19 protein-coding genes are annotated in these 21,814 nt (G+C 47.2%); 12 read left to right on the top strand and 7 right to left on the bottom strand.

What is annotated here, in order from left to right; translation table 11 throughout:
- Position 1 precedes the first annotated feature (1 nt).
- The 6 genes from C504_RS0111910 to C504_RS0111885 all read left to right on the top strand — a co-directional run bounded on the left by C504_RS0111910 (position 2) and on the right by C504_RS0111885 (position 7,301).
- On the top strand, positions 2-967 hold the full coding sequence (locus C504_RS0111910; RefSeq protein ID WP_018689574.1) for a substrate-binding domain-containing protein: 966 nt from the start codon (positions 2-4) through the stop codon (positions 965-967).
- Complete coding sequence (locus C504_RS17800) at positions 964-2,577, top strand: sugar ABC transporter ATP-binding protein (RefSeq protein ID WP_083923181.1); 1,614 nt, start codon at positions 964-966, stop codon at positions 2,575-2,577. The genes C504_RS0111910 and C504_RS17800 overlap by 4 nt, the downstream gene beginning before the upstream one ends.
- 137 nt (positions 2,578-2,714) lie before the next feature.
- Entirely contained in the window at positions 2,715-3,608 is an 894-nt protein-coding gene (locus C504_RS0111900; RefSeq protein ID WP_245555193.1) for an ABC transporter permease, read from the top strand.
- Positions 3,605-4,636 carry an aldo/keto reductase gene (locus C504_RS0111895; protein ID WP_211097975.1) on the top strand — a complete coding sequence of 344 codons (1,032 nt, stop codon included), beginning with the start codon at positions 3,605-3,607 and terminating at the stop codon, positions 4,634-4,636. The genes C504_RS0111900 and C504_RS0111895 overlap by 4 nt, the downstream gene beginning before the upstream one ends.
- Positions 4,637-4,660: 24 nt before the next feature.
- Positions 4,661-6,442 carry an IlvD/Edd family dehydratase gene (locus C504_RS0111890; RefSeq protein ID WP_026317441.1) on the top strand — a complete coding sequence of 594 codons (1,782 nt, stop codon included), beginning with the start codon at positions 4,661-4,663 and terminating at the stop codon, positions 6,440-6,442.
- Positions 6,443-6,464: 22 nt separating this feature from the next.
- Positions 6,465-7,301 (top strand): fumarylacetoacetate hydrolase family protein, encoded by an 837-nt coding sequence (locus C504_RS0111885; protein WP_018689568.1) that lies wholly within the window; start codon positions 6,465-6,467, stop codon positions 7,299-7,301.
- Positions 7,302-8,382: 1,081 nt separating this feature from the next.
- Here C504_RS0111885 and C504_RS0111875 read toward each other — a convergent pair.
- The 6 genes from C504_RS0111875 to C504_RS0111850 all read right to left on the bottom strand — a co-directional run bounded on the left by C504_RS0111875 (position 8,383) and on the right by C504_RS0111850 (position 14,129).
- A complete protein-coding gene (locus tag C504_RS0111875) occupies positions 8,383-9,588 on the bottom strand; it encodes an alanine racemase (RefSeq protein ID WP_018689566.1) in 1,206 nt (401 codons plus the stop codon).
- 41 nt (positions 9,589-9,629) lie between these two features.
- Entirely contained in the window at positions 9,630-10,910 is a 1,281-nt protein-coding gene (locus C504_RS17795; RefSeq protein WP_018689565.1) for a D-arabinono-1,4-lactone oxidase, read from the bottom strand.
- Between the two features lie 400 nt (positions 10,911-11,310).
- The gene (locus C504_RS0111865) at positions 11,311-12,165 is read right to left on the bottom strand and encodes a fumarylacetoacetate hydrolase family protein (protein WP_018689564.1); all 855 of its coding nucleotides are present in this window, start codon (positions 12,163-12,165) and stop codon (positions 11,311-11,313) included.
- Positions 12,166-12,178: 13 nt separating this feature from the next.
- Positions 12,179-12,925: an SDR family oxidoreductase gene (locus C504_RS0111860; protein WP_018689563.1), complete on the bottom strand. Its 747-nt coding sequence runs from the start codon at positions 12,923-12,925 to the stop codon at positions 12,179-12,181.
- A 16-nt stretch (positions 12,926-12,941) separates the two neighbouring features.
- Positions 12,942-13,736 (bottom strand): IclR family transcriptional regulator, encoded by a 795-nt coding sequence (locus C504_RS0111855; RefSeq protein WP_018689562.1) that lies wholly within the window; start codon positions 13,734-13,736, stop codon positions 12,942-12,944.
- A gap of 81 nt (positions 13,737-13,817) precedes the next feature.
- A complete protein-coding gene (locus tag C504_RS0111850) occupies positions 13,818-14,129 on the bottom strand; it encodes a DUF1294 domain-containing protein (protein WP_018689561.1) in 312 nt (103 codons plus the stop codon).
- A 108-nt stretch (positions 14,130-14,237) separates the two neighbouring features.
- Between C504_RS0111850 and lysM the strand changes: the two genes are divergently transcribed.
- The 3 genes from lysM to C504_RS0111835 all read left to right on the top strand — a co-directional run bounded on the left by lysM (position 14,238) and on the right by C504_RS0111835 (position 16,684).
- Positions 14,238-14,747, top strand: a complete 510-nt coding sequence (gene lysM / locus C504_RS0111845; RefSeq protein WP_018689560.1) for a peptidoglycan-binding protein LysM — start codon at positions 14,238-14,240, stop codon at positions 14,745-14,747.
- 165 nt (positions 14,748-14,912) lie between these two features.
- Positions 14,913-15,902: a complex I NDUFA9 subunit family protein gene (locus C504_RS0111840; RefSeq protein WP_018689559.1), complete on the top strand. Its 990-nt coding sequence runs from the start codon at positions 14,913-14,915 to the stop codon at positions 15,900-15,902.
- 17 nt (positions 15,903-15,919) lie between these two features.
- Entirely contained in the window at positions 15,920-16,684 is a 765-nt protein-coding gene (locus C504_RS0111835; RefSeq protein ID WP_018689558.1) for a sulfite exporter TauE/SafE family protein, read from the top strand.
- On the opposite strand, the gene C504_RS0111830 is transcribed toward C504_RS0111835, so the two are convergent.
- Complete coding sequence (locus C504_RS0111830) at positions 16,681-17,487, bottom strand: undecaprenyl-diphosphate phosphatase (protein ID WP_018689557.1); 807 nt, start codon at positions 17,485-17,487, stop codon at positions 16,681-16,683. The two genes, C504_RS0111835 and C504_RS0111830, sit on opposite strands and share 4 nt — an antisense overlap.
- A 147-nt stretch (positions 17,488-17,634) precedes the next feature.
- Here C504_RS0111830 and C504_RS0111825 point away from each other — a divergent pair, with 147 nt between their 5' ends.
- The 3 genes from C504_RS0111825 to C504_RS0111815 all read left to right on the top strand — a co-directional run.
- Positions 17,635-18,825 (top strand): BaiN/RdsA family NAD(P)/FAD-dependent oxidoreductase, encoded by a 1,191-nt coding sequence (locus C504_RS0111825; protein WP_018689556.1) that lies wholly within the window; start codon positions 17,635-17,637, stop codon positions 18,823-18,825.
- Between the two features lie 91 nt (positions 18,826-18,916).
- On the top strand, positions 18,917-19,699 hold the full coding sequence (locus C504_RS0111820; RefSeq protein ID WP_018689555.1) for an AAA family ATPase: 783 nt from the start codon (positions 18,917-18,919) through the stop codon (positions 19,697-19,699).
- Between the two features lie 208 nt (positions 19,700-19,907).
- A partial coding sequence (locus C504_RS0111815) for a sensor domain-containing phosphodiesterase (RefSeq protein WP_156815945.1) occupies positions 19,908-21,814 on the top strand: 1,907 nt, incomplete at its 3' end.

Raw genomic sequence — 21,814 nt, 5'->3', positions numbered from 1 at the left:
TATGATGAGGATATCAAAACTAAAAGGCTTAATAGCTGCTGGAACAATTTTGGCAATGGGATCAGCAGCGTCTGCAGAAGACGTGAAAATCGGATATTCGGTTTTCTGGGGAACAAATCCTTTTCTTGTAACGATGGTGAATGGAGCAGAGGCAGCTGCCGCGGAATGGAAAGATAAAGGTTATGATGTCGAAGTCATTGTAACCAATGGTGGTGACGACGACAAAACGCGACAAGTTAATGATCTTGAAGATCTTTTTGCACAAGGCGTCAGTGGTCTACTTATCTTCCCTGGTGACAGTGTCATGGTTGGTGAACCGATTGCCAACCTTTACAACGCGCAAAATTTGCCGGTGGTAGTCACTGACATTGGTGTGCGAAAAGGAGAAATTACTTCACTTGTGATCACGGACAACCTCGCTGGGGGCAAGCTTGCAGCGGAGCAGATGGCAAAAATCGTTCCTGCTGGTGCGAAGGTCGTCACGCTCGACTATGCTCCAACGAACGATAACGCACAATTACGTCAGAAGGGATTTGAAGATCGCGCCAAAGAACTTGGTCTAACGGTCTTGCCAGAAGCTGCGATGCCGCCAGCAATGACGCTTGATAATGGTCGTAACGTGATGGAAGACCTTCTTGTTTCCGTACCCGATTTGGCGGGTGTCTTTTCCTTTAATCAGGTTGTTATGCAAGGGGCATACGCAGCGCTTGAGGGTGCAGGTCGTGTTGGTGAAGTCAAGCTAGTTGGCTTTGATCTTGATCCAGTATCTTGGCAGATGGTTCGAGACGGTAAAATTGACGGCCTTGTCGTGCAGGATCCTTACGCAATGGGCTATACTGGTCTGAACCAAGTGATGGCAGCTATCACAGGTGGTGAAACTCAGGAGTTCATTGGTCTTGAAACACGCCTTTTGATTGCCGAAAATGCTGAAGAGTTTGCTAACGACCCACAAGTGACAGGCAAATGAATTTGTCAGCTAAAATGGACGGGCGGGGGGGAATTGGGCTTCCCCCCCAGACCAAAACTCATTCCGGTATGCTTAGAGCGCACAATATAAGTAAGTCCTTCGGAGCGACTCAGGCGCTTGATGACGTTTCGATCACATTAGAACCCGGTGAAATCCACGGGTTGATCGGCGAAAACGGTGCAGGGAAATCTACTTTGGTTAAAACCCTTTGTGGCGTTTATCGTCCCGACTCTGGTGAAATTGAAATTAGCGGTTCTCCGATTACAGGGTGGTCGCCAGAAGTTGCAATTGCATCTGGGCTCATCACTGTACATCAAGACGTGAACTTAATTGAAAGCATGACAGTGGTAGAGAATATCTTCCTGAATGCTGAGATCATGCGCGGACCATTACTTGATCAGAAGGCAATGGAAGCTGAAGCACGCACACTGCTAGATAAGCTTCACCTCGAAATTTCGCCAAAAGCTGTGCTTGGATCCTTGCCAACCGATTTACGTAAGATGGTACAACTGGCGCGCGCTATGCGTCAAAAACCACGCGTTCTGCTATTGGACGAGCCGACATCCTCACTGACCGCGGATGAAGTGGATGTACTGATCACGCAGGTGAAGGGCATAGCGGCGACTGGTGTAAGTGTTCTCTATATTTCGCACTATTTGAATGAAGTATTCAATTACACTCAACGACTCACAGTTTTGCGTGATGGTAAAACAGCATGGCAGGGATCAACTGACAACATTACCATGTCGGAAGCAATTCGCACGATGATTGGAGGCACATTGCGGACCTCCATGAAGCGCAGTGCAGAAAATCAAATTACTAGTGCCCCCGTTTTAGAGTTGCGAAACCTTTCGCTTGGCCATCGTCTTAATGAAATAAGCTTTGACATTAAGCCCGGAGAAATTCTTGGAATTGGTGGATTGATTGGCGCAGGCCTAGGTGATCTAGCACGCACTATTTTCGCTGATCCAGACTACCGCGCCACGGGTGGAGAAATCGTGATGGACGAGAAAATTGTCCAATGGGACAGTCCAGCTGACGCTATGAATGCGGGTGTTGGGCTTGTCACAAATGACCGCCATCGTACAGGTGCAATTGTTGATTTTTCAATTTCTGATAATATCGGTTTACCGTCCCTTGACCGTTTCTCGTCACGCTTTGGTGTCCTCAATTCGGAGGCGCTGAAAACTGAGGTGGAAAGTCAAATGAAGCTGCTTTCTGTCAAGGCTTCGGGTCCATTGGCAGCGCTTTCAACGTTGTCTGGTGGCAACCAACAAAAAGTGATGCTCGCCAAATGGTTCATGACAAACCCACGTGTGCTGATCCTCGATGAACCGACAATTGGGGTCGATATTGGCGCTAAACAATCCATCAAAGACCTTATTTTGAAAAAAGCAGCGGAAGGATGCGCCGTTATCATTCTAACCAGTGAAATGGAAGAACTGGCGGATATCGCTGATCGTGCGCTTGTCCTTTTCCGTGGTCGTATCGTCGCACGTCTAGATAAACCCGGATTTTCTCAGGAGGAATTAACAGCCGCCGCTAACGCTTCGTTTGAAGCAATTTCCTCAACGCAAACGTCTGATACATCAGTGGAGATGATACTTTGAATTACCTCATATCTTTTGGCCGCAGGAATCTGAATATAATACAATTGATTTTGGTTTTACTCATTCTCTCCGGCACTATTTACGGCATGAACCCTAGGTTTTTATCTGCTGTGAATATTTCAAACCTGTTGGGTCAAATGGTTACTTTACTAATTGTAGCCCTTGGCATGACCATCATAATTATAAACGGAGAGTTTGATATTTCAGTCGGTTCGTTGGTAGGGCTGACGGGGGCTGTTATGGGATGGGTTTTAGTCGTCATGCCAGCAGCTTACGCGAGCCCTTTTTGGGAAGCTCATCCGATCCTTCTAATTGTAGTTGGGATTGGTGGCGGGCTCGTCGTTGGACCTGCGCTTGCGATACTAAGTGGGCTTCTCGTAACGCAATTCTTAATACCAAGCTTTATCGTAACCTTGGGAATGCTGATGATAGCAAGATCGTTGACTCTTGTCGTTACAGGCGGTCAACCCATCGCTGGTATTCCCGAAGGATTGAAAGCTTTTGGAGTTTCCCGCCCAGTTGAAATTCCAATTCCCTTTGTGGACGCTGGATTACGTTTGCCAGCAGTATTCTTGGTCGCTGTGTTAATCTATATCGCTGGCTGGTTTCTGATGAATCGAATGGCTTTCGGGCGCAAGGTCTATTCCGTTGGTGCGAATCCAACTGTTGCTAGACTGGCAGGGATTAACACCACACGCGTCAAGCTCAAGTGCTTTGCAATTGTTGGCCTTTGCGCGTCTATAGCTGGTGTACTGAATGTTATGCGTATTGGCGCAGTTTCACCCAACTCGGGCCAAGGGCTTGAATTTGAAGTCATTGCAGCCGTTGTTATAGGTGGCACGTCCCTGATGGGTGGTCGTGGAACAGTTCTCGGCACTGTTCTGGGTGTCGTCATCATTGTTTTGATCCGAAACTTTCTCAATCTTGCTCGTATCGATATCTTTTGGCAAGATTTTGCAACTGGGGCGATTATTATGATGGCGGTAATTCTCAATGCGCTGCAACGCCGCGTATCCGGTGCATCATCGTGATAAAACCTAGTACGGAAAAACGCAGACTGGGTAAGACAGACCTTACTCTTTCGGCACTTGGTCTTGGCACAGCAGGATTAGGAGAGCTGTTTGAGCCTGTAGATGATGTCGTCGCTCAGTCAGTTCTACAAAGTGCGTGGGATGGTGGGTGTCGATACTTCGACACCTCACCCTTCTATGGTCACGGACAAGCTGAAATACGCATTGGTCGAGCTCTTTATCGCCGTGAACGAGATAATTTTATCTTATCGACCAAAGTTGGCCGGCTGTTACGTCGACCCAAAAAACCTGCCAGTTTTGTTGCAGACCAGTGGGTTGGAGCACTGCCATTCGAGATCACTTTTGACTATTCATATGATGGAATCATGCGATCAGTTGAAGATAGTTATTTAAGATTGGGTATGAACCATATCGACATACTGTTGATTCATGATTTGGATAGTTGGTTCCATCCGGATGCAGACACTCTTAAAATGCATAGAAAAGTGCTTCTCACAAGTGGTTGGAAAGCATTGGAAGAACTGAAACGGTCCGGCGTTATTGGTGCATTTGGTGCAGGATTAAATGATCGAGAAACAATGCGATGGTATCTTGACCATCTTGATGTTGACTGCTTCCTGCTTGCACTACGTTATTCTTTGCTAGAGCACGAAGTTCTGCACAATGAGTTTCCACTATGCGAGGCCGCGGGTATCGGCATCATTGCCGGGGGCGTCTATAATTCTGGCATCCTTGCCAGCGGGGCCATTCCAGAAGCAAAATTTAACTACGAGCCAGCTACGCCTTTTATTCTCTCTAAAGTCCGCAAAATCGAAGAAATCTGTAAGCGACATCAAACAGCGCTGGCTGATGCCGCTTTACAATTCGCCGGCGCACATCCTTTGGTAGCAAGCGTAGTGGTTGGCGCCCTCCAACGTGAGCATGTCGTTAATAATATTGCGTCTTTTGACAGAAATATTCCCGCTGATCTTTGGGCCGAACTCAAGGCTAACGGTCTCTTGCCGCAAAATGCACCAGTTCCCGCCTAAACAAATAGAAATATAGGAATTTACATGAAACTTCGGTCACAAAAATGGTTCGACAACCCTGAGAATCCAGGGATGACAGCGATGTACCTTGAGCGATATCTAAACTACGGCCTGACACGAGAAGAACTGCAATCCGGCAAACCTATCATTGGGATCGCACAAACCGGAAGTGATCTAACTCCCTGCAACCGTCACCACGTGGAACTTGCAAAACGAGTGCGCGATGGCATTACAGCGGCGGGTGGCATTTGTTTTGAATTCCCAGTTCACCCAATTCAAGAAACCGGTAAGCGTCCTACAGCAGGGCTTGACCGTAATCTTGCATATCTTGGTCTGGTCGAAACGCTTTACGGTTATCCGCTTGACGGGGTTGTGTTAACAATCGGGTGTGACAAAACCACTCCCGCGTTACTTATGGCAGCTGCCACAGTCAACATTCCAGCTTTGGCTCTTTCCGTTGGACCAATGCTAAACGGATGGGAAGGCGAAAAGCGCATGGGGTCAGGCACTGTGATCTGGGATGCTCGAAAAGATTTGGCCGTAGGCGTAATTGATGAAGAAATGTTTATGCAGAAAGTTTCCGACGCTGCACCATCTGTGGGCTACTGCAATTCGATGGGCACTGCGAGTACTATGAATTGCCTTGCTGAAGCTTTGGGAATGCAGTTGCCTGGAGCTGGTGCGATACCTGCTCCCTATCGTGAGCGTGGCCAGATGGCATATCGGACAGGCAAACGGATCGTCGAAATGGTCAACGAAGATCTTAAGCCGTCGGACATAATGACACGGGGTGCGTTCGAAAATGCGATAGTCGTAAATTCTGCCATCGGTGGTTCCACGAACGCACCAATTCACCTTAATGCCGTCGCTGCACACATGGGGGTTGACCTTGATAATAGTGATTGGGAGCGGCTTGGACACACCATTCCGTTATTGGTCGATATGCAACCTTCAGGCAAATATTTGGCTGAGGATTTTCATCGAGCCGGTGGACTTGCTGCAGTTATATCTGTTCTTTTGGCCAACGATGCTCTCCCAGATGGAAAAGCTCTTTCGGCCGACGGTCGAACAATGGGAGAGGTCTATGCAGACATCCCGATCACAAATTTGGATGTTATTCGACCTTTTGAAAAGCCACTTAAGTTACAAGCTGGGTTTCTGAATCTAAGTGGTAATCTGTGGGATAGCGCAATTATGAAGACTTCAGTTATCTCAAAAGGGTTCCGTGATCGTTATCTTTCAAATCCTGATGATCTTGAGGCTTTCGAAGGGCGTGCAATCGTCTTTGATGGACCTGAACATTATCACGCAACTCTAGATGATCCGGGACTTGAAATCGACGAAAATTGTATTCTTGTAATGCGTGGAGCGGGCCCGATTGGCTACCCTGGGGGTGCAGAGGTCGTGAATATGCAACCACCCGCGGCGATGATTGCACGGGGCATTTCAGAACTCCCCTGTATTGGCGATGGAAGACAATCTGGCACATCTGGCTCGCCCTCCATATTAAATGTTGCGCCTGAAGCCGCCGCGATGGGGGGGCTAGCCATTTTGGAAACCAATGACTTACTGCGTATAGACTTGGCTAAAAGACGAGTGGATGTCTTATTGAGTAACGAAGTACTCGCCAGCCGCCGAGAAAAGTTAGTTGCTTCAGGTAACTTTAAATATCCGCCTGATCAAACACCTTGGCAACAAATTCAGCGTAGCCTTATCAATCAATTCGATAAGGGGGCGGTATTAGAAAATGCGCCGGACTTTCAACGCATTGCCCAGAATAGCGGAATTCCTCGCGACAACCACTGAGACAGAATAAGGATACGGTACTATGAAGTTTCTACGATACGGCGACGTTGGCAAAGAAAAGCCGGCGTTTGTCGACCCTGATAATAATATAAGATGCCTGAGTGAGCATTGCGACGATCTTGGCGGAGTCGCGCTGACAGAGCTGGAAAAGTTTTCGCAAATCGATTGGAGAAATCTACCGATTGTTGCACCTGATTCTCGCATTGGCGCTTGTGTTTCAGGTGTTGGAAAGTTCATTTGTATTGGCTTAAATTATGCCGATCATGCTGCCGAAAGTGGTATGGCCATCCCTACTGAACCGGTCATGTTCATGAAGGCCACTAGCGCCATCTGCGGCCCAAATGATGGTGTCGTCATTCCCCGTGGTTCACAAAAAACGGATTGGGAGGTCGAGCTCGGTGTTGTGATCGGGAAGCCAGCAAAATACGTGACCGAAGCTGAAGCGCTGGACCATGTGGCGGGGTATTGCGTGATCAATGATCTGTCAGAGCGAGCATACCAAATCGAGCGTCAGGGGCAGTGGACCAAAGGTAAATCCTGCGATGGTTTTGGACCAATTGGTCCTTACCTTGTGACGCGAGATGAGGTTCCCGATCCGCAGGCACTTTCTATGTGGCTTGATGTCAATGGGGAACGCGTACAGGATGGATCAACGGCGACGATGGTTTACAATGTCAAGCATCTTGTGAGCTATTTGAGCCAATTTATGACACTGTATCCTGGCGATGTCATCTCAACGGGTACTCCTCCAGGTGTAGGGATGGGCTTTAATCCGCCTCGCTATCTGAAGGCTGGGGATGAAATCCGTCTTGGTATAGAAGGCCTTGGGGAGCAAACTCAAATCTGTGTTTGCGAATAATCAACTGGATTTATAGACGTTTTAGGCCTGTTTATCACTTTTCGTCATCAAGGGTTTACGGACAGATAGTAGCTTAATTTAAGCGAGAGTTTGGCTCATCTGTCGGTTGATATTATGCGGCCTGCTTGCGGTATTGCAAGCGCCGCTCGTTGATGGTGTATTGCTTGGTCCTTTCTCTTTGCTGTAGGATTTTCTCGCGGTGGCCGAAGTAGACATCAGCGGGTGTCAGGTTTTACAAGCTCTCATGATAGCGATGGTGATTGCAGTGATCGATGAACTTGTCGATTTGTGCCTCTAAATCATTGCATCTAGAAATGATGCTTTAATTCAGGACGAAATTTTCACTTCAAATGTTGAAAGTTTTGAAAGCGTGGACATCGAGCTAATTCACGAAATCGTTTGACTATGATGGAGCAAGATTTGTTCGATGTTCGCATTGAAGTGTCAGGCATAAAAACGCCAGCGTACATAGAAGCCACACACACGGCTTACCCCCCCCCCCCTTTTTTTAGTGTAGTGATGGACTTTAATCGGTCACGTTATCTCTACAAGCTGGGGACGAAATCCTTCCTAGTTTGTAGATCTTGATGAGCTGCCCAAAGCTGGAGGGGATTTGTCTCGGGTCTATGTAGGTACTTTGAGGAGAATTCCCTTTTACGTCGCCGACTTAGCTCTGTCACTTGAGGAGCTGTAAAATAATATGACCTTGCATTCAGATAGAGCGTAACTCTGTGCATTCAAATGCATTTTACACATTACAAGAGTTTGTGCGTGCAAAGGTCCACTAAGAAAAACGCTTTCTCAAGCGTAAGCAGTAAAAGACCTAATAATAGTAAATTTCGTCTAGGTGCGTTTGTGCTAAGACACCTTGATTTTACGTTGTAATTTCGTTTTTTTTGGCAAACTTATGGGTAAATCTTGTAGGGTAAGTTATTGATTTATATAGAGTGTCTCGACCAACTTATGGGTAACTGCACAGGAGCCGCCAAGCCAAAAGCGCGATTGAGAACGCACAAGCAGACTTTGTCGCGCAGCAGAAGAAATGATCATCATCCTTTCAATGTCGCGGGAGGATGAGGCGTCAGGCTGAGATGGCCATGGGCGCCCAATGATCTGTGATGGCGCCATCTTCAAACACGGCAATGTCACCAAATTGCAGCAATACGGCTTCTGATTGGGTGGGACGTAGAAAGACAAAATCGTCAGCGACCAGCGGCACATGCGCACCTCCAACCAGCAATTCCTGATTGGAGGAACGGCCATAGGTCTTGTGATTAGACAAGCCAGGTGGATCAACGGGCATCGCTTTCCAATAACCACCATGAATGAACACCCGTGTCGACAGGTTCGGATTCAGGGCGTTTTTGATCAGGTCCAGTTTTTCAATCACAGGGGTTTGCATCGGGCCAATCACCTTGAGTGCAGGTGTCGCAATAAACAGGGCAGGCGCATAGAGCTTTAACAAATCTGTGTCGAAGTCTGTGGGCCGCACCAACGCCGAACCGACAGAAACCTCATTCAAAATCTCTGTATCTTTGTGCAATTTGAAGGTTGGGCTTCCTGCGCCATTGCGGATCATCTTTTGCACATGATCGGGGCCAAAAAGCGCGCTGGCCTGTGCCAATGCCGCACGATATGTGCTAAGCGCTTTCGTCAATGCTCCGCGGCGCATACCAAAGGCTTTGGGTGCTTTGGCAACATGCGCGTCATACCCCATAAACCCATGTAAATTCAGATGCGCAGATTGATGAATGGTCGCCAATGCGCGGTCCAATTCGTCACCAGGCACAAACCCGCCGCGATGAAGACCAACATCAAGCTCAAGTGAAATTTCCAGCGTCAGGCTGCGCGCTGCGGCGAGTTCAGCATATTCCGCCAGCCGCGCATTGGTGTCGATCAGCCATCCAATTCGTCCCCGAGGCACACCGCCACTTTGGTTTGAATAGAATTTCGCCGCCGCCTGAACGGGGAAGGGTTTGCCCAGTAATTGATCTGCATCTGGAAAGGCTTCTGACACAGCTTCCAACATCGGGGCGTTGAATGTCATGAAGTGGTTGGTTTTCATTTCCGTCGCTACTTCCTTGAGAAGCGGAATAGACGGTAGCGATTTAGCCACAATTCTAAGTGCCATATTCGGCGCTAGATCTTGCTTTAGTTGCTCAAGGTTTTGCGACAACCGGTTGCGGTCCACGACCAAGATTGGCAGGGTCTGTCCCGCTGCTTTCAATGCCGATTGCAGGCGTAGAAAATACGCATCTCTTGGGCCGCTTTTGTCGTGTGGCAACATTGCTAACTTTCTCTTCTTACGGTGATCGCAGCAGGCGTGCTTCAAGCCAACGTGACATCAAAGACTTTTGCCAGATGTTCGTTAATCAAACGGCTCTTAGGGTCAAGTTCGCTACGCAATTTTTGGAAATCACCAAAACGTGGATAAAGCTCTTTGAGGTCGCTTGCACCCAGACTATGTAGCTTGCCCCAATGAGGGCGGCCTTGATGGCGGCGGAAAATAGGTTCGACATGTTTAAAGAACCAATCATATTGTTCCGTGTGGTAGGCATGAACCGCAATCGAAATCCGCGGCGCACCCTCAAACGGGCTGAGCCAACCGGTGTCAGCCGCTGTTTTACGCACCTCGATGGGGAAAAAGACATCCGCTCGTTCACGTTCAATCACAGCGATCACTTCTGCCAGCGCGTCGATCCCGTGTTGAACAGGCATGTGGTATTCCATCTCGTTAAAGATAGTGTTGCGCACATTAGCCAACAACTCAAAACTTGTTCCAATCTCGACTTCGGTTTTATTGTTTTTCACGAACCCGTTCAGCAGTTTCCTGCGCAAACGCGGGAACCTTTTGGTCGCATTACGCAGCCATCTAAGTTGCCTGAGGGCCGCCTCATCGTCACTGCTGCCTTCACAAATGTTGGGCTTTGTTGTTTCCTCATGGGTCAGCGAAAGGGCATAATCACAAAACGGCAATACGAAGAACTCAAAGTTACGGTGGGTGTTCCAGAGGTTATGGGCGTCGGCCATTAAGTCTTTGAGCTTGGCCGTCTGCGCCGCACGGTGCAATTTGAACGCTGGCCGAACTGACATTTCGGCCTCTGTCAAAATGCCCAGTACTCCCATAGAAACACGCGCCGCATCCAGCAGATCAGTATCAGGTCCTGTTACAATCACATCGCCCTGTGCCGTGATCAATTTCGCCTGGCGCATTTCTCCTGCCAAGCATGGAAAGTTCTGACCTGTGCCATGGGTCGCTGTCATCGTCGCGCCTGCGAGCGATTGAACGTCAATGTCACCAAGGTTCTTGAATGCGAGGCCGTGTTTTTGCAAACCTTTGGACAGTTGATTTAGGGAAGCTCCTGCTTGCAGCCGCACAATATCTTCTTCGCCGGACGTGCGATGACCAAGAACGCGCCCCTCCATTTCATCCAGTGAAATCAGAGTTTCATCGGTTGCGCAAAGTGCCGTGAACGAATGTCCGCTGCCTCTAATTCTTAGCCGGCCAGTGCTTTGTGCGAGCGCCGATGACAGGGCTGCTTCGCTTTTCGGCTTTAGTATTTGTTCCGGTTTGGTGACAACGGAGCCTGACCAATTTGTCCAAGTCATTTTTGTCTCCTAATATAGAATAGTGATAATAACTAAGATCAAATGGCTGAAGTATTCTGCTTGCGAGATTTCCTAAACAATTTTCTTGAGCATAATGGCTGCGCAATTGATTTTAAACAATAGTAAGAGAAGTATTTTCAATTTATATTGTTGCTGTGATTGAGTGAATGTTGCCAGATTGTATTTTGTACTAGCGTTACAGCATCAGCAGTTCTTGTGCGCAGAGTGAAGCAATTTGGCGCAGCTTTTAAATAGCTTAATCACGAGCAAAGCAGCTTAGGCGCATTGTGTTGAACGCATTAGGTGCGTTTTACCCAAGGCAAATGCGTCATGGGTAAAACAGTTTTAAAGGTGCAAGCAACCGATCGCTCGTATCGGTTAACTTGCAGAGAATAACGTTTTAAGCGGCAACCGTTTTTTGGGTTTGAGTGCCCAGTCCTTCGATGCCTAGTGTCATTGTGTCGCCAGCTTTCAGGTAAATCGGATCAGGTTTTTGTCCCATGCCGACACCAGGCGGTGTGCCTGTCGAGATAATGTCACCTGGGTGCAGGCTCATGAATTGAGACAAATAGGCAATTACATGGGCAACTCCGTAAACCATTGTTGCCGTAGAGCCGTCCTGCATGCGTTTTCCGTTTACATCCAAATACATGTTGAGTGCTTGCGGATCTGGCACTTCATCACGCGTAACCAGCCATGGGCCAATCGGGCCAAAAGTATCGGCAGATTTACCTTTAACCCACTGCCCTGACCGTTTGATTTGAAAATCACGCTCTGAAAGATCATTGATAACGCAGTAACCTGCCACATGCTCAAGTGCGTCTTCTTCCTTGATGTATTTAGCATGCTTGCCAATCACGACACCCATTTCAACTTCCCAGTCGGTCGCAGTAGAGGTGCGCGGAATTTCGACATCATCATTTGGCCCACAAATAGCTGATGTTGCCTTAAAAAAGATGACGGGTTCTGGTGGTACATCCATGCCGGATTCAGCCGCGTGATCCGAATAGTTAAGACCAATGCAAATGAACTTGCCTACATTGCCAACGCATGGGCCGATGCGCGGCGCGCCATTGGCCGTTGAGACCAGTGGAAGAGTATCGACATCAAGCGCTGCCAGCGTTTTTAGGTTCTCATCGCTTAATGCAGCGCCAGCAATATCATCAATGTGATTTGATAAATCGCGCAGATTCCCATCAGCATCCAGCATTCCTGGTTTTTCGTGGCCACTATCGCCATAACGTATTAGTTTCATTTTTCCCTACCCGTTAGTTGGACCAACCACCGTCAATGATGTGTGTTTGTCCCGTTGTAAATGCGCTGGCATCGCTTGCTAGATAAAGGGCAAGAGATGCAATTTCTTCTGGTTTGCCTACCCTGCCAATCGGTTGGCGGGCTATAAAATCTTTCATGGCCTGTTCATAGTTGCCTGTCGAGCGCAGTCGCTCGTGCAAAGAAGGGCTTTCAACAGTTCCTGGGCAAATAGCGTTGCAGCGAATGCCCTTTGTAATAAAATCAGCAGCAATTGCTTTTGTAAGTCCGATAACGGCAGCTTTCGTTGCGCAATAGGCAAAACGGTTTGGAACACCTTTAATCGACGACGCAACTGACGACATGTTGATGATCGAGCCGCCACCGTTCTCAATCATATTCGGCAGAACATGTCGGCAAAGGCGGTACATCGATTTCGTGTTCAAATTAAATGAGAAGTCCCAATCATCTTCGCTGCAATCGAGTATCGTGCCTGCGTGAACAAACCCTGCGCAATTAAACAGCACATCAAGAGTACCGATTTTTGCCATTGCATCATCAACGGCGCGCTTGTCCGTCACATCCAAATTAAGAGCCGTGACATTGTCTAATGCAGATAACTCCTCAAGCAATTGCGAGTTAATGTCGGCAGCAATAACTGTAGCTCCCGCGCGGCTAAAGGCCTCCACTGTTGCGCGGCCAATTCCTTGACCCGCAGCTGTGATTAAGCAGGTTTTTCCATCAAGTTCGTTTTTGTTTGTCATGGTATATTTCCACCTATTAGCTTCGTATCAATTGGCGCGATACATGTTTTGAAATCTCAGATAGCATGCAGCCAATTTCCGTAATTGTGCATTCGCAAGTTGCATTGTTTGTATAAGGAACGGTGAGCGCGCCGATCACTTGTCCAGATTTTGATACAAGAGGAGCGGAAACATCAATGACGCTATCCATTAACCGGCTATTGAATTTCAGATAGCCATGAATTTGTAAGTCGCTTCGATACGTGCTGAGTTCATCTTGCGAAAAGGATGGATTTCTCTTTTGAATCTCATCTGAAGTTCTGCTCAATTCTTCCGCACTCATTGAACACAGCATCGCAATACCAGAAGCTGTAACCTCCAAATCGCGCCGTGAGCCAACGGGAACTGAAATAGACAAGCGGTCCTTCGGTTCCCACCGCCTGATGACAATCATTTCGTCGCGGCTAGCAAAGACAAGTTGGCAAGGCACGCCAGTTGTTTTGGTCAAATTATCAGCAAGAGGTGAAACGACTTCGAAAATATCATTTATCTGAGGTTCTTTCAGCCCCAACTCAAGCAGTCGGCCTGAAATCACATATCCTTGCGGTGTTCCTGCTTTCAGTAGGTACCCTTCCATCTCCAAAACAGCGATTACGCGGAATATTTCATTGCGCGTGACATTGAGTTCTTTTGCAATTTCTTGGGTTGTGGATGGCCCGCCGCAATCACTCAAATATTCCAGCACACGCAGACCTTTGCTCAAGGCCGGTGCAGAATATTGGGCGCTGTCTTTTGGAGCAGACGCTTGCTGAGGATTGTGTGTTAAATTCATATTTAACACACTGCTTCATATTTGGGTAAATCGCAAGAGCATTAAGTTTGTGATTGGTGCCGAGGCTAGAGCGCTTTATCGCTATTGCGTTGAGGACAGGTAATAGGTTGAAAAGCCTACTATAATCATGATTTCTACGATGACGATAATATCCAAATAAGTGGAAAATGGTTGTTTGACTGTTTTGTGGCGAAGCAAATGGCGCGCTAAAAGTGCTGCTGGCCACCCGCCAAACAGTGATAATTGTAGCAATGTTCGCTCTGGAATGCGCCGTGCGTTTTGATTGCGCGAGCGTTCTTTATCGAGCCAGAAAGTAAAAAATGTAATCAGCCAAATACAGATTAAATAATGAGCCGTAGCGCTGGCGATAAGCGGTAAAGGTAGGTCTATCATTTGCTTTTCACGCAGAAGCACGACCTAATGTCTTGCTATTGTTATGTCAGCTTTCTATTTCATAAATATCAGAAAGCAAAAACAGTGATTTTTCACGGAGGAACTAAAATGGGTCTATTTGATTTTGTAAAGAGTGCTGGCAAAAAGCTGGGCTTTGGCGATGACGATGCTGATAATGCACAAGAGTTGAAAAAAGAACTCGATTCACACAAGCTCGGCACAGACGCTGTTCAGATTGAAATGAAGGGCGATACTGCGATCATTCGCGGTGCGGTTGAAGATCAATCAATCTTTGAAAAAGCAGTGGTCGCAATCGGCAATACGCTCGGTGTGTCTAAAGTTGAAGCTTCCGAGCTGAAAGTTAGCATTCCATCAAGCGGAATGAAACTCGACAGCAGCGTCGATATCAATAGTGTAATTGCTTCTGCTGAACCTGCAAAAACGCCTCGTTTTCACACCGTTGAAAAAGGCGATACTTTGTCGGCTGTTTCGAAAAAAATGTACGGCACTGCAAATAAGTATCAGATAATTTTCGAAGCAAACAAGCCAATGCTTTCTCACCCAGATAAAATTTATCCAGGTCAGGTGCTTCGCATTCCAGAAATTGACGCAGCTTAATTTCTAAAAACATTGAAAACCGGCGAGAATTATCATTCTCGCCGGTTTTTTTATAAATACTTGTCATTGAAAATCGACTTTGTGCTTCAAATCCTAGACAATCTTCATTAGACAGCATTAACTGGTTTAATCCGGTGGCTTTATGCCGCGTTTTCGGAGAATAAAATGTCAAACTCATCCCGCAGCCCTAAAATCATCACCGTCTTTGGTGCTTCTGGCTTTCTTGGTCGTCATGTAACGCGCGCGCTAGCAAAGCGTGGATATCGCGTACGCGCCGCCGTGCGCAGGCCAGACCTTGCTGGGCACCTTCAGCCCCTTGGTGATGTTGGACAGATTGCAGCCGTGCAAGCAAACTTGCGTCATCGCTGGTCGGTTGAGCGCGCGCTTGATGGTGCAGATGCGGCTGTAAACCTTGTTGGTATTTTGTTTGAAAGCGGCAAGCAAAACTTTAATGCTGTGCAGGAGTTTGGCGCAAAGGCAGTCGCGCAAAGCTGTGCTCAGCGTGATATTCCGCTCGTACACATCTCGGCTATTGGTGCCGATGAGAACAGCAATGCTGATTATGCCCGCACCAAGGCACGCGGCGAAAAAGCTGTGATGGATGCACTGGGCGACAAGGCGATCATTATGCGCCCATCAATCATTTTTGGCCCAGAAGATAATTTCTTCAACCAATTTGCAAATCTCGCACGCTATTCACCTGTTCTGCCTCTCATTGGCGGCGGCCATACGAAATTCCAGCCGGTCTATGTGATCGACGTGGCCGAAGCGATTGCTAAGGCCATTGACGGCGAATTGAAGGGCGGCCAGATTTATGAACTGGGTGGCCCAGAAGTGATGAGCTTCAAACAATGCATGGAAGAAGTGCTTAAAGTCGTCGAGCGCAAGCGTATTTTGGCGACTGTGCCATGGGCTATTGCACGCCTCAAGGGTGCAATTCTCGGCATGTTGCCAAACCCACTTCTAACAAAAGATCAGGTTATCTTGCTTGAAACGGATAATGTCGTATCGGCTGACGCTAAAGCGCAAGAGCGCACGCTAGAAGCAATGGGTATCAAGCCATCAAGTGTTGATGCGATTTTGCCAACCTATCTTTGGCGCTTTCGCGAGACAGGCCAATTCCGCAATCCTAATGCGATATCCAAAGATAGCTAAAATTGGTGGCTGCCAACATGCAGCTACCTGAACTAGCTCATCTGATACCGGATAGTCTAAGCATAGCGTCCGCTGTGCTTTTGATTACAGCAAGCTTTTTTACATCAGCAATTACCGCCGCCTTTGGCGTCGGTGGCGGCGTTGCCATGTTAGCGCTCATGGGCACTTTGATGCCGGTTACGTCCCTTATTCCTGTGCACGGCCTTGTTCAATTGGGATCAAATACGGGGCGCATGTGGCGTATGCGCATGTTCTTAAATAAGCGTGTTCTGCTGTTCTTTATGCTAGGCGCTGTGCTTGGCGCATTGTTGGGCGGCTCATTGGTTTTCGCTATACCCGAAGCCGTGCTCAAACTAATGCTGGGGGCCTTCATCCTGCTCGTGACGTGGGCGACATTGCCCAAATCAATCAGTAGCTCGATAACCACGATTGGTATTGGCGGCTTTATCACAACAATATTGACGATGTTTCTTGGCGCAAGCGGTCCTCTGGTTGTTGCGCTATTGGCTAAGACTTTTGATGAACGCAAACAATTGATCGCCAACTCAGCTGCGGCGATGACCATTCAGCATGCGTTAAAGGTCGCAGCGTTCGGTTTCTTTGGCTTTGCCTTCGCACAATGGCTGCCTTTGATCATGACGATGATGCTCACCGGTTATCTGGGCACAATCAGTGGCGGCAAGCTTTTAGGCGTCATGGAGGAAGGTCTGTTTCGTACCATTTTCAAAATCGGCGTTACGCTCTTGGCGCTTGATATGATCCGTCGTGGTCTTGGATTTTAGCCGACCAGCCAAAGTCCGATAAGGCCTGCAGTTCCGATAAATATACGCCACCATGCAAAAAGAGCAAAACCGTGCTTGGATACATAGTCGAGCAAATAGCGCACAACAATCACAGCAGAAATAAAGGCGGTAATAAAGCCCGCAACAATCAAGGTTATGTCATCGGCAGTTAGCAAATCATAGTTTTTATAAAGATCAAGCGCGAAGGCACCAGCCATTGTCGGCATGGCAAGAAAGAAAGAAAATTCTGCCGCCGATCGCTTGTCGGTCCCCATCAGCAATGCACCTGCAATTGTTGCGCCAGAGCGTGATGTGCCCGGAATCATAGCAAGACACTGGCAAAGGCCGATTTTAAAGCAAAGCGAAGGCGGGTATTCCATGATGTTATTATATTTTGGTTTGAGCGGTAGCTTATCGATCCAAAGCAAAATCACACCGCCAACAAGCAGTGCGATACAAATCGTCATTGGAGATTCAAACAAAATTGTCTTGATAAATCCATGCGCCAACCCGCCGATAACAGCTGCTGGTAAAAAGGCGAGCAAAATTCCGGCGACAAAGCGCTGCGTTTTAGTATCGGATGGAAGGTCCGTTGTTATTTTCCATAGCCGCGCGGCATAGACCGATAATATTGCTAGAATAGCGCCGACTTGAATGAGAACTTCGAACGTCTTGCCTGTTGAATCAAAACCTAAAAAGTGGCCTGCTAACAGAATATGTCCGGTAGAAGAGACAGGTATAAACTCTGTGAGCCCTTCTAAAACACCTAAGAGCAGCGCTTGAACTATTGTCTGATCGGCCATGATCTAATCCCAAATTTAGCTTTGCTTGCATCCAATAGACGGCAAGTTCTAAATAAGCGACTAATATTTCCAATGGTCATTGGTTCGAGAGCGTTTTTGCTCAATCCTACAGTCGCTTTTTAAGAAATGTCGTCGTAATGACCTATTATGAAAAATATAAACAATTATGACGTGATTGTACTGGGCGGCGGTGCAGCTGGATTGATGTGCGCGATCGAAGCGGGCAAACGCGGACGCCGTGTTCTCGTCGTAGATCATGCTAAAGCACCGGCTGAAAAAATCCGTATTTCAGGCGGTGGCAGGTGCAACTTTACTAATCTTCATTCCAGCCCGAAGAACTTTCTTTCTCAGAACCCGCATTTTTGCAAATCTGCATTGAGCAATTATTCAAGTGCCGATTTCATTGCGCTTGTTAAGCGTCACAAGATAGCATTTCATGAGAAAACACTTGGTCAGCTATTCTGCGATAATTCAGCTAAAGATATTATCAAGATGTTGCTTGTGGAAATGGCCGCAGCCAAGGCCGAGCTTTGGCTGGAAACAAGTATTGAGCACATTTCCAAAACCGAAGACGGTTTTAGTGTTGAAACAAGTGAAGGTGTTTTGAATGGGCAAAGCCTAGTTGTCGCAACTGGCGGCAGGTCCATTCCCAAAATGGGAGCGACAGGCCTTGGCTATGACATCGCGGCACAGTTTGGGCTGGATATCGTTGTACCGCGTCCTGCGCTCGTTCCTTTCACCTATACATCAGACATTGCAGAAGCATGGAGTAAACTGTCTGGCGTTGCGATGGATGTACGGGTGACGGTTGCAAAAACCCGTTTTGAAGAAGCAATGCTTATCACCCATCGCGGGTTAAGCGGGCCTGCAATATTGCAGATTTCATCCTTTTGGCGCGAAGGCGGCACAGTTGAAATCAATATGTTGCCAAAGATAAATGTCGCGGAGGAACTTACAAAAGCACGCCATGAAAGACCAAAGGCGACAATTGCAAACCTGTTGTCAGATTTCTTGCCGAAAAGATTTTCGCAGCACATTGTCGAGCATCTCGGCATGCGCGAACAAAAGCTGGCCGACCTATCTAAAAAGACCATTCAGATTTGTGAAGATTATATCCATAGACATCCCTTTATGCCCGGCGGCACAGAGGGCTACCGCACTGCGGAAGTGACACTGGGAGGCGTTTCGACCGCTGAATTGTCGCAAAAAACGATGGAGGCAAAGTCGGTGTCAGGGCTATATTTCATCGGTGAAGTTGTCGATGTTACAGGACACCTTGGCGGGCATAATTTCCAATGGGCATGGTCATCGGGTTACGCGGCGGGCCAATCTGTCTAACAATTGGCGGTGGGTGTTCTATGGTGATGTGCAGCAAATCAAGTTCAACGTAAAGCGATAGTCTTAATGGTTTAAACGCGAAAGTGCAGCAATGGCGAAACGAAAATCTGGAACGAAGCTACCTTCACCATATTTGAAGAAGTTGACGCTCATGCGCGAGAAGCTGGTTGGAAAGTCCGGTTATCCATTTAATTTGCCTTGGCTCGAAAATCAGAATTTTGAACTCGAATTCACGACGCCGATCACGATTATTGTTGGTGAAAATGGAACTGGAAAATCAACGCTCATTGAAGCGATTGCAGCAATATGCGGCTATGATGAAGCTGGCGGTGGCAAGGGATACATGCCCGTAGATCACTCGAATGCACTAGACAAAAGTGGCTCCGAACTTGCCACAATATTGCGCGCTGCATGGTTGCCAAGAGTAACAAATGGTTGGTTCTTCAAAGCTGAGTCGTTCTTTTCTGTCGCTCGATATCTCGATGATGCTGCAAGAGAAGACCCCGGCGGCGGGCCTCCGCCTGACTTTCTTTCTTCCAGCCACGGCGAGGGATTCATGCGCTTTTTTGAAGAACGCATGTCACGCCAAGGCATATACTTTATGGATGAGCCAGAAAGCGCATTGTCGCCGAGTAGGCAAGTCGAACTATTGCGTATTTTAACCAGAATACATCATGGCGCCAATGCGCAAATTATCATGGCAACCCACTCGCCCATTTTGATGGCGCTACCCAATGCGCGTCTATTGGAAATTGGTAGGTTGGGACTACGCGAAACGCGCCTCATGGATACGTCACATTTTAAACTTTATCAGTCTTTGACGGCTGATCCGGAACAATTTATTTTAGATGAATTACATCGCGGTGATAGCTAAGCTGTTGATGTGAAATGCAATTTAATGCGCAATAAAGTGAACTTTCGTTTGCGAAGCTGCACGAACTGCGAAATCGCACTCACTTCAAAACTCGTGCGAATCACCTGTTTAAATAAATATCAAGGTTCATGTGGTTAGATTTAGTTTAAATCGGAAACGATGGTGAGCTTTTTACTTCATCGTTGCCCCTAAAAGCTAAGGTCCATGAATGGCTTACCCATATCCGACAAACGAGTTGGAACGACTTGAGGCGCTAAGAGCGACCGGTATCATGAATACGGGTACAGCGCCGGAGTTTGATGCAATTGCTGAACTTGCAAGTTCAATATTTGCTACTCCTATGTCGGTGGTTGCCTTCATTGAGGATGATTTTCAATGGTTCAAAGCACATCTCGGGCTTGATATTGAGCATACCAGCCGTGAAGTCTCCTTTTGTAAATACACTATCCTTCAAGATGAAGTTTTGGTTGTTAATGATGCAACCAAGGATGAGCGATTCAAAGATAATCCTCTCGTCATTGGTGAGCCAAATGTGCGCTTTTATGCAGGTGCGCCCATTTCACTGGATGGGGAAACTAATATTGCCGCGATTTGCGTTATTGATACGCAGCCGCGTATTGCCAACGCAGAACAGATTGCTCAGCTTAAAAAACTAGCCAATATCGCTGCTGCTTTAGTGCGGGCTCACCAATCTGAGAACGAAGCCAAAACACTCGAAATGAAAGCGCGCCAACGCGGTAAGCTTCTTTCTCAAACAGCGCGAATATCCAAAATTGGCGCGTGGTCTTTAGACACAAATACATTGATAGCGGAATGGTCATCTGAGACATATGCAATACATGAACTAACGACGAACGAACCGCCCAGCTTAGATGATGCTATTTCCTTCTATCCGGAATATGAACGTCCAGGGCTCGTCAAAAAAATAGTAAAATGTGTTGATCACGGTGTTCCTTTCGAAATTGACTGTGATTTCATCACGGCACTTGGGAACAAGCGCCGTGTTCGTTGTTTTGGAGAAATTGAATATAGCGAAGATGGAACGCGGTGTCTGATCGGCATCATAAAAGATATCACTGATGAGCACGAAAATGCCAAGAGGCTATGGGATGCTGCACATATTGATACTTTGACCGGTATCGCCAATCGTTTCGCGTTCCAGCATAAACTTGATAGTTTGGCTGAAAGATCAAGCGATGACGACGACTGCAATTTCAAAATGCTTTTGATCGATCTCGATGGGTTCAAAGATATCAATGATAGCTTTGGTCATTTGGCGGGTGACAAGATCCTCTGTTCAATCGCCAAGCGTATTGAAGATACCATTCCTGAGAATGCATTCTGCGCACGCCTTGGCGGGGATGAATTTGCAGTCCTTATGGGTGTGCAAAATGAAATGCTGAAACCTGAAGATTTGGCTTCTGAATTGATTGAAGTGATCAATTTACCCGTGCCCTATGAGGGGCATGAGATTAGTGTTGGTGCGTCGATCGGCATTTCTCTAACATACCAAGAAACGCAATCCTGCGAAGAATTTCAGCAGCAGGCCGATCTGGCATTATATCATGCAAAACAGACTGGCCGCGGTGTTTGCGAAACCTATAATCCAAGCTTAACCGAAGCTTTTGAAGAAAAACGACAAGCATTTGAATTGGTGAAAGAGGCAATTCATGAGGGAAGATTGCTTCCGCATTATCAGCCAATATTCGATTTAAGCTCGCAGCGAATAAAAGGCGTAGAGGCGCTTGCCCGCATTCAAAATAAGGATGGTTCAATCGTTGGCCCAGCAAAATTTTGGCATGCTCTGTTTGAGCCCAAAAGCGCTTTAGCTGTCGATGAAACTATTTTGGATATTGCGCTCCGTGATTTTGCAGAATGGAAAAGTAAAGGGCTCGATATTGATTTTATAAGCATCAATGCCTCCTCTTTATGTATTCAATCGATGGATTATGTTGAGCGTGTTTTAGAAGCATTGGCGCACAACAATTTGCAGCCACATCATTTGAAAATAGAAGTCGTAGAGAACATATTTTTAGACGATGCGGATTCTAAGATAACGCACGTGTTGGAGCGCCTTTCAGAGGCTGGTGTCATCATTGCGCTTGATGATTTTGG

This window comes from Ahrensia kielensis DSM 5890, assembly GCF_000374465.1.
In the GTDB taxonomy this organism is placed as follows: domain Bacteria; phylum Pseudomonadota; class Alphaproteobacteria; order Rhizobiales; family Rhizobiaceae; genus Ahrensia; species Ahrensia kielensis.
The sequence above is the reverse complement of the archived record's forward strand: the minus strand, read 5'-3'. Positions and strand labels throughout refer to the sequence as shown.

Coding starts and splice junctions, on each gene's coding strand:
- C504_RS0111910 (WP_018689574.1), top strand. CDS start 2: ATGATGAGGATATCAAAACTAAAAGGCTTAATAGCTGCTGGAACAATT.
- C504_RS17800 (WP_083923181.1), top strand. CDS start 964: ATGAATTTGTCAGCTAAAATGGACGGGCGGGGGGGAATTGGGCTTCCC.
- C504_RS0111900 (WP_245555193.1), top strand. CDS start 2,715: ATGGTTACTTTACTAATTGTAGCCCTTGGCATGACCATCATAATTATA.
- C504_RS0111890 (WP_026317441.1), top strand. CDS start 4,661: ATGAAACTTCGGTCACAAAAATGGTTCGACAACCCTGAGAATCCAGGG.
- C504_RS0111885 (WP_018689568.1), top strand. CDS start 6,465: ATGAAGTTTCTACGATACGGCGACGTTGGCAAAGAAAAGCCGGCGTTT.
- C504_RS0111875 (WP_018689566.1), bottom strand. CDS start 9,588: ATGTTGCCACACGACAAAAGCGGCCCAAGAGATGCGTATTTTCTACGC.
- C504_RS17795 (WP_018689565.1), bottom strand. CDS start 10,910: ATGACTTGGACAAATTGGTCAGGCTCCGTTGTCACCAAACCGGAACAA.
- C504_RS0111865 (WP_018689564.1), bottom strand. CDS start 12,165: ATGAAACTAATACGTTATGGCGATAGTGGCCACGAAAAACCAGGAATG.
- C504_RS0111860 (WP_018689563.1), bottom strand. CDS start 12,925: ATGACAAACAAAAACGAACTTGATGGAAAAACCTGCTTAATCACAGCT.
- C504_RS0111855 (WP_018689562.1), bottom strand. CDS start 13,736: ATGAATTTAACACACAATCCTCAGCAAGCGTCTGCTCCAAAAGACAGC.
- C504_RS0111850 (WP_018689561.1), bottom strand. CDS start 14,129: ATGATAGACCTACCTTTACCGCTTATCGCCAGCGCTACGGCTCATTAT.
- lysM (WP_018689560.1), top strand. CDS start 14,238: ATGGGTCTATTTGATTTTGTAAAGAGTGCTGGCAAAAAGCTGGGCTTT.
- C504_RS0111840 (WP_018689559.1), top strand. CDS start 14,913: ATGTCAAACTCATCCCGCAGCCCTAAAATCATCACCGTCTTTGGTGCT.
- C504_RS0111835 (WP_018689558.1), top strand. CDS start 15,920: ATGCAGCTACCTGAACTAGCTCATCTGATACCGGATAGTCTAAGCATA.
- C504_RS0111830 (WP_018689557.1), bottom strand. CDS start 17,487: ATGGCCGATCAGACAATAGTTCAAGCGCTGCTCTTAGGTGTTTTAGAA.
- C504_RS0111825 (WP_018689556.1), top strand. CDS start 17,635: ATGAAAAATATAAACAATTATGACGTGATTGTACTGGGCGGCGGTGCA.
- C504_RS0111820 (WP_018689555.1), top strand. CDS start 18,917: ATGGCGAAACGAAAATCTGGAACGAAGCTACCTTCACCATATTTGAAG.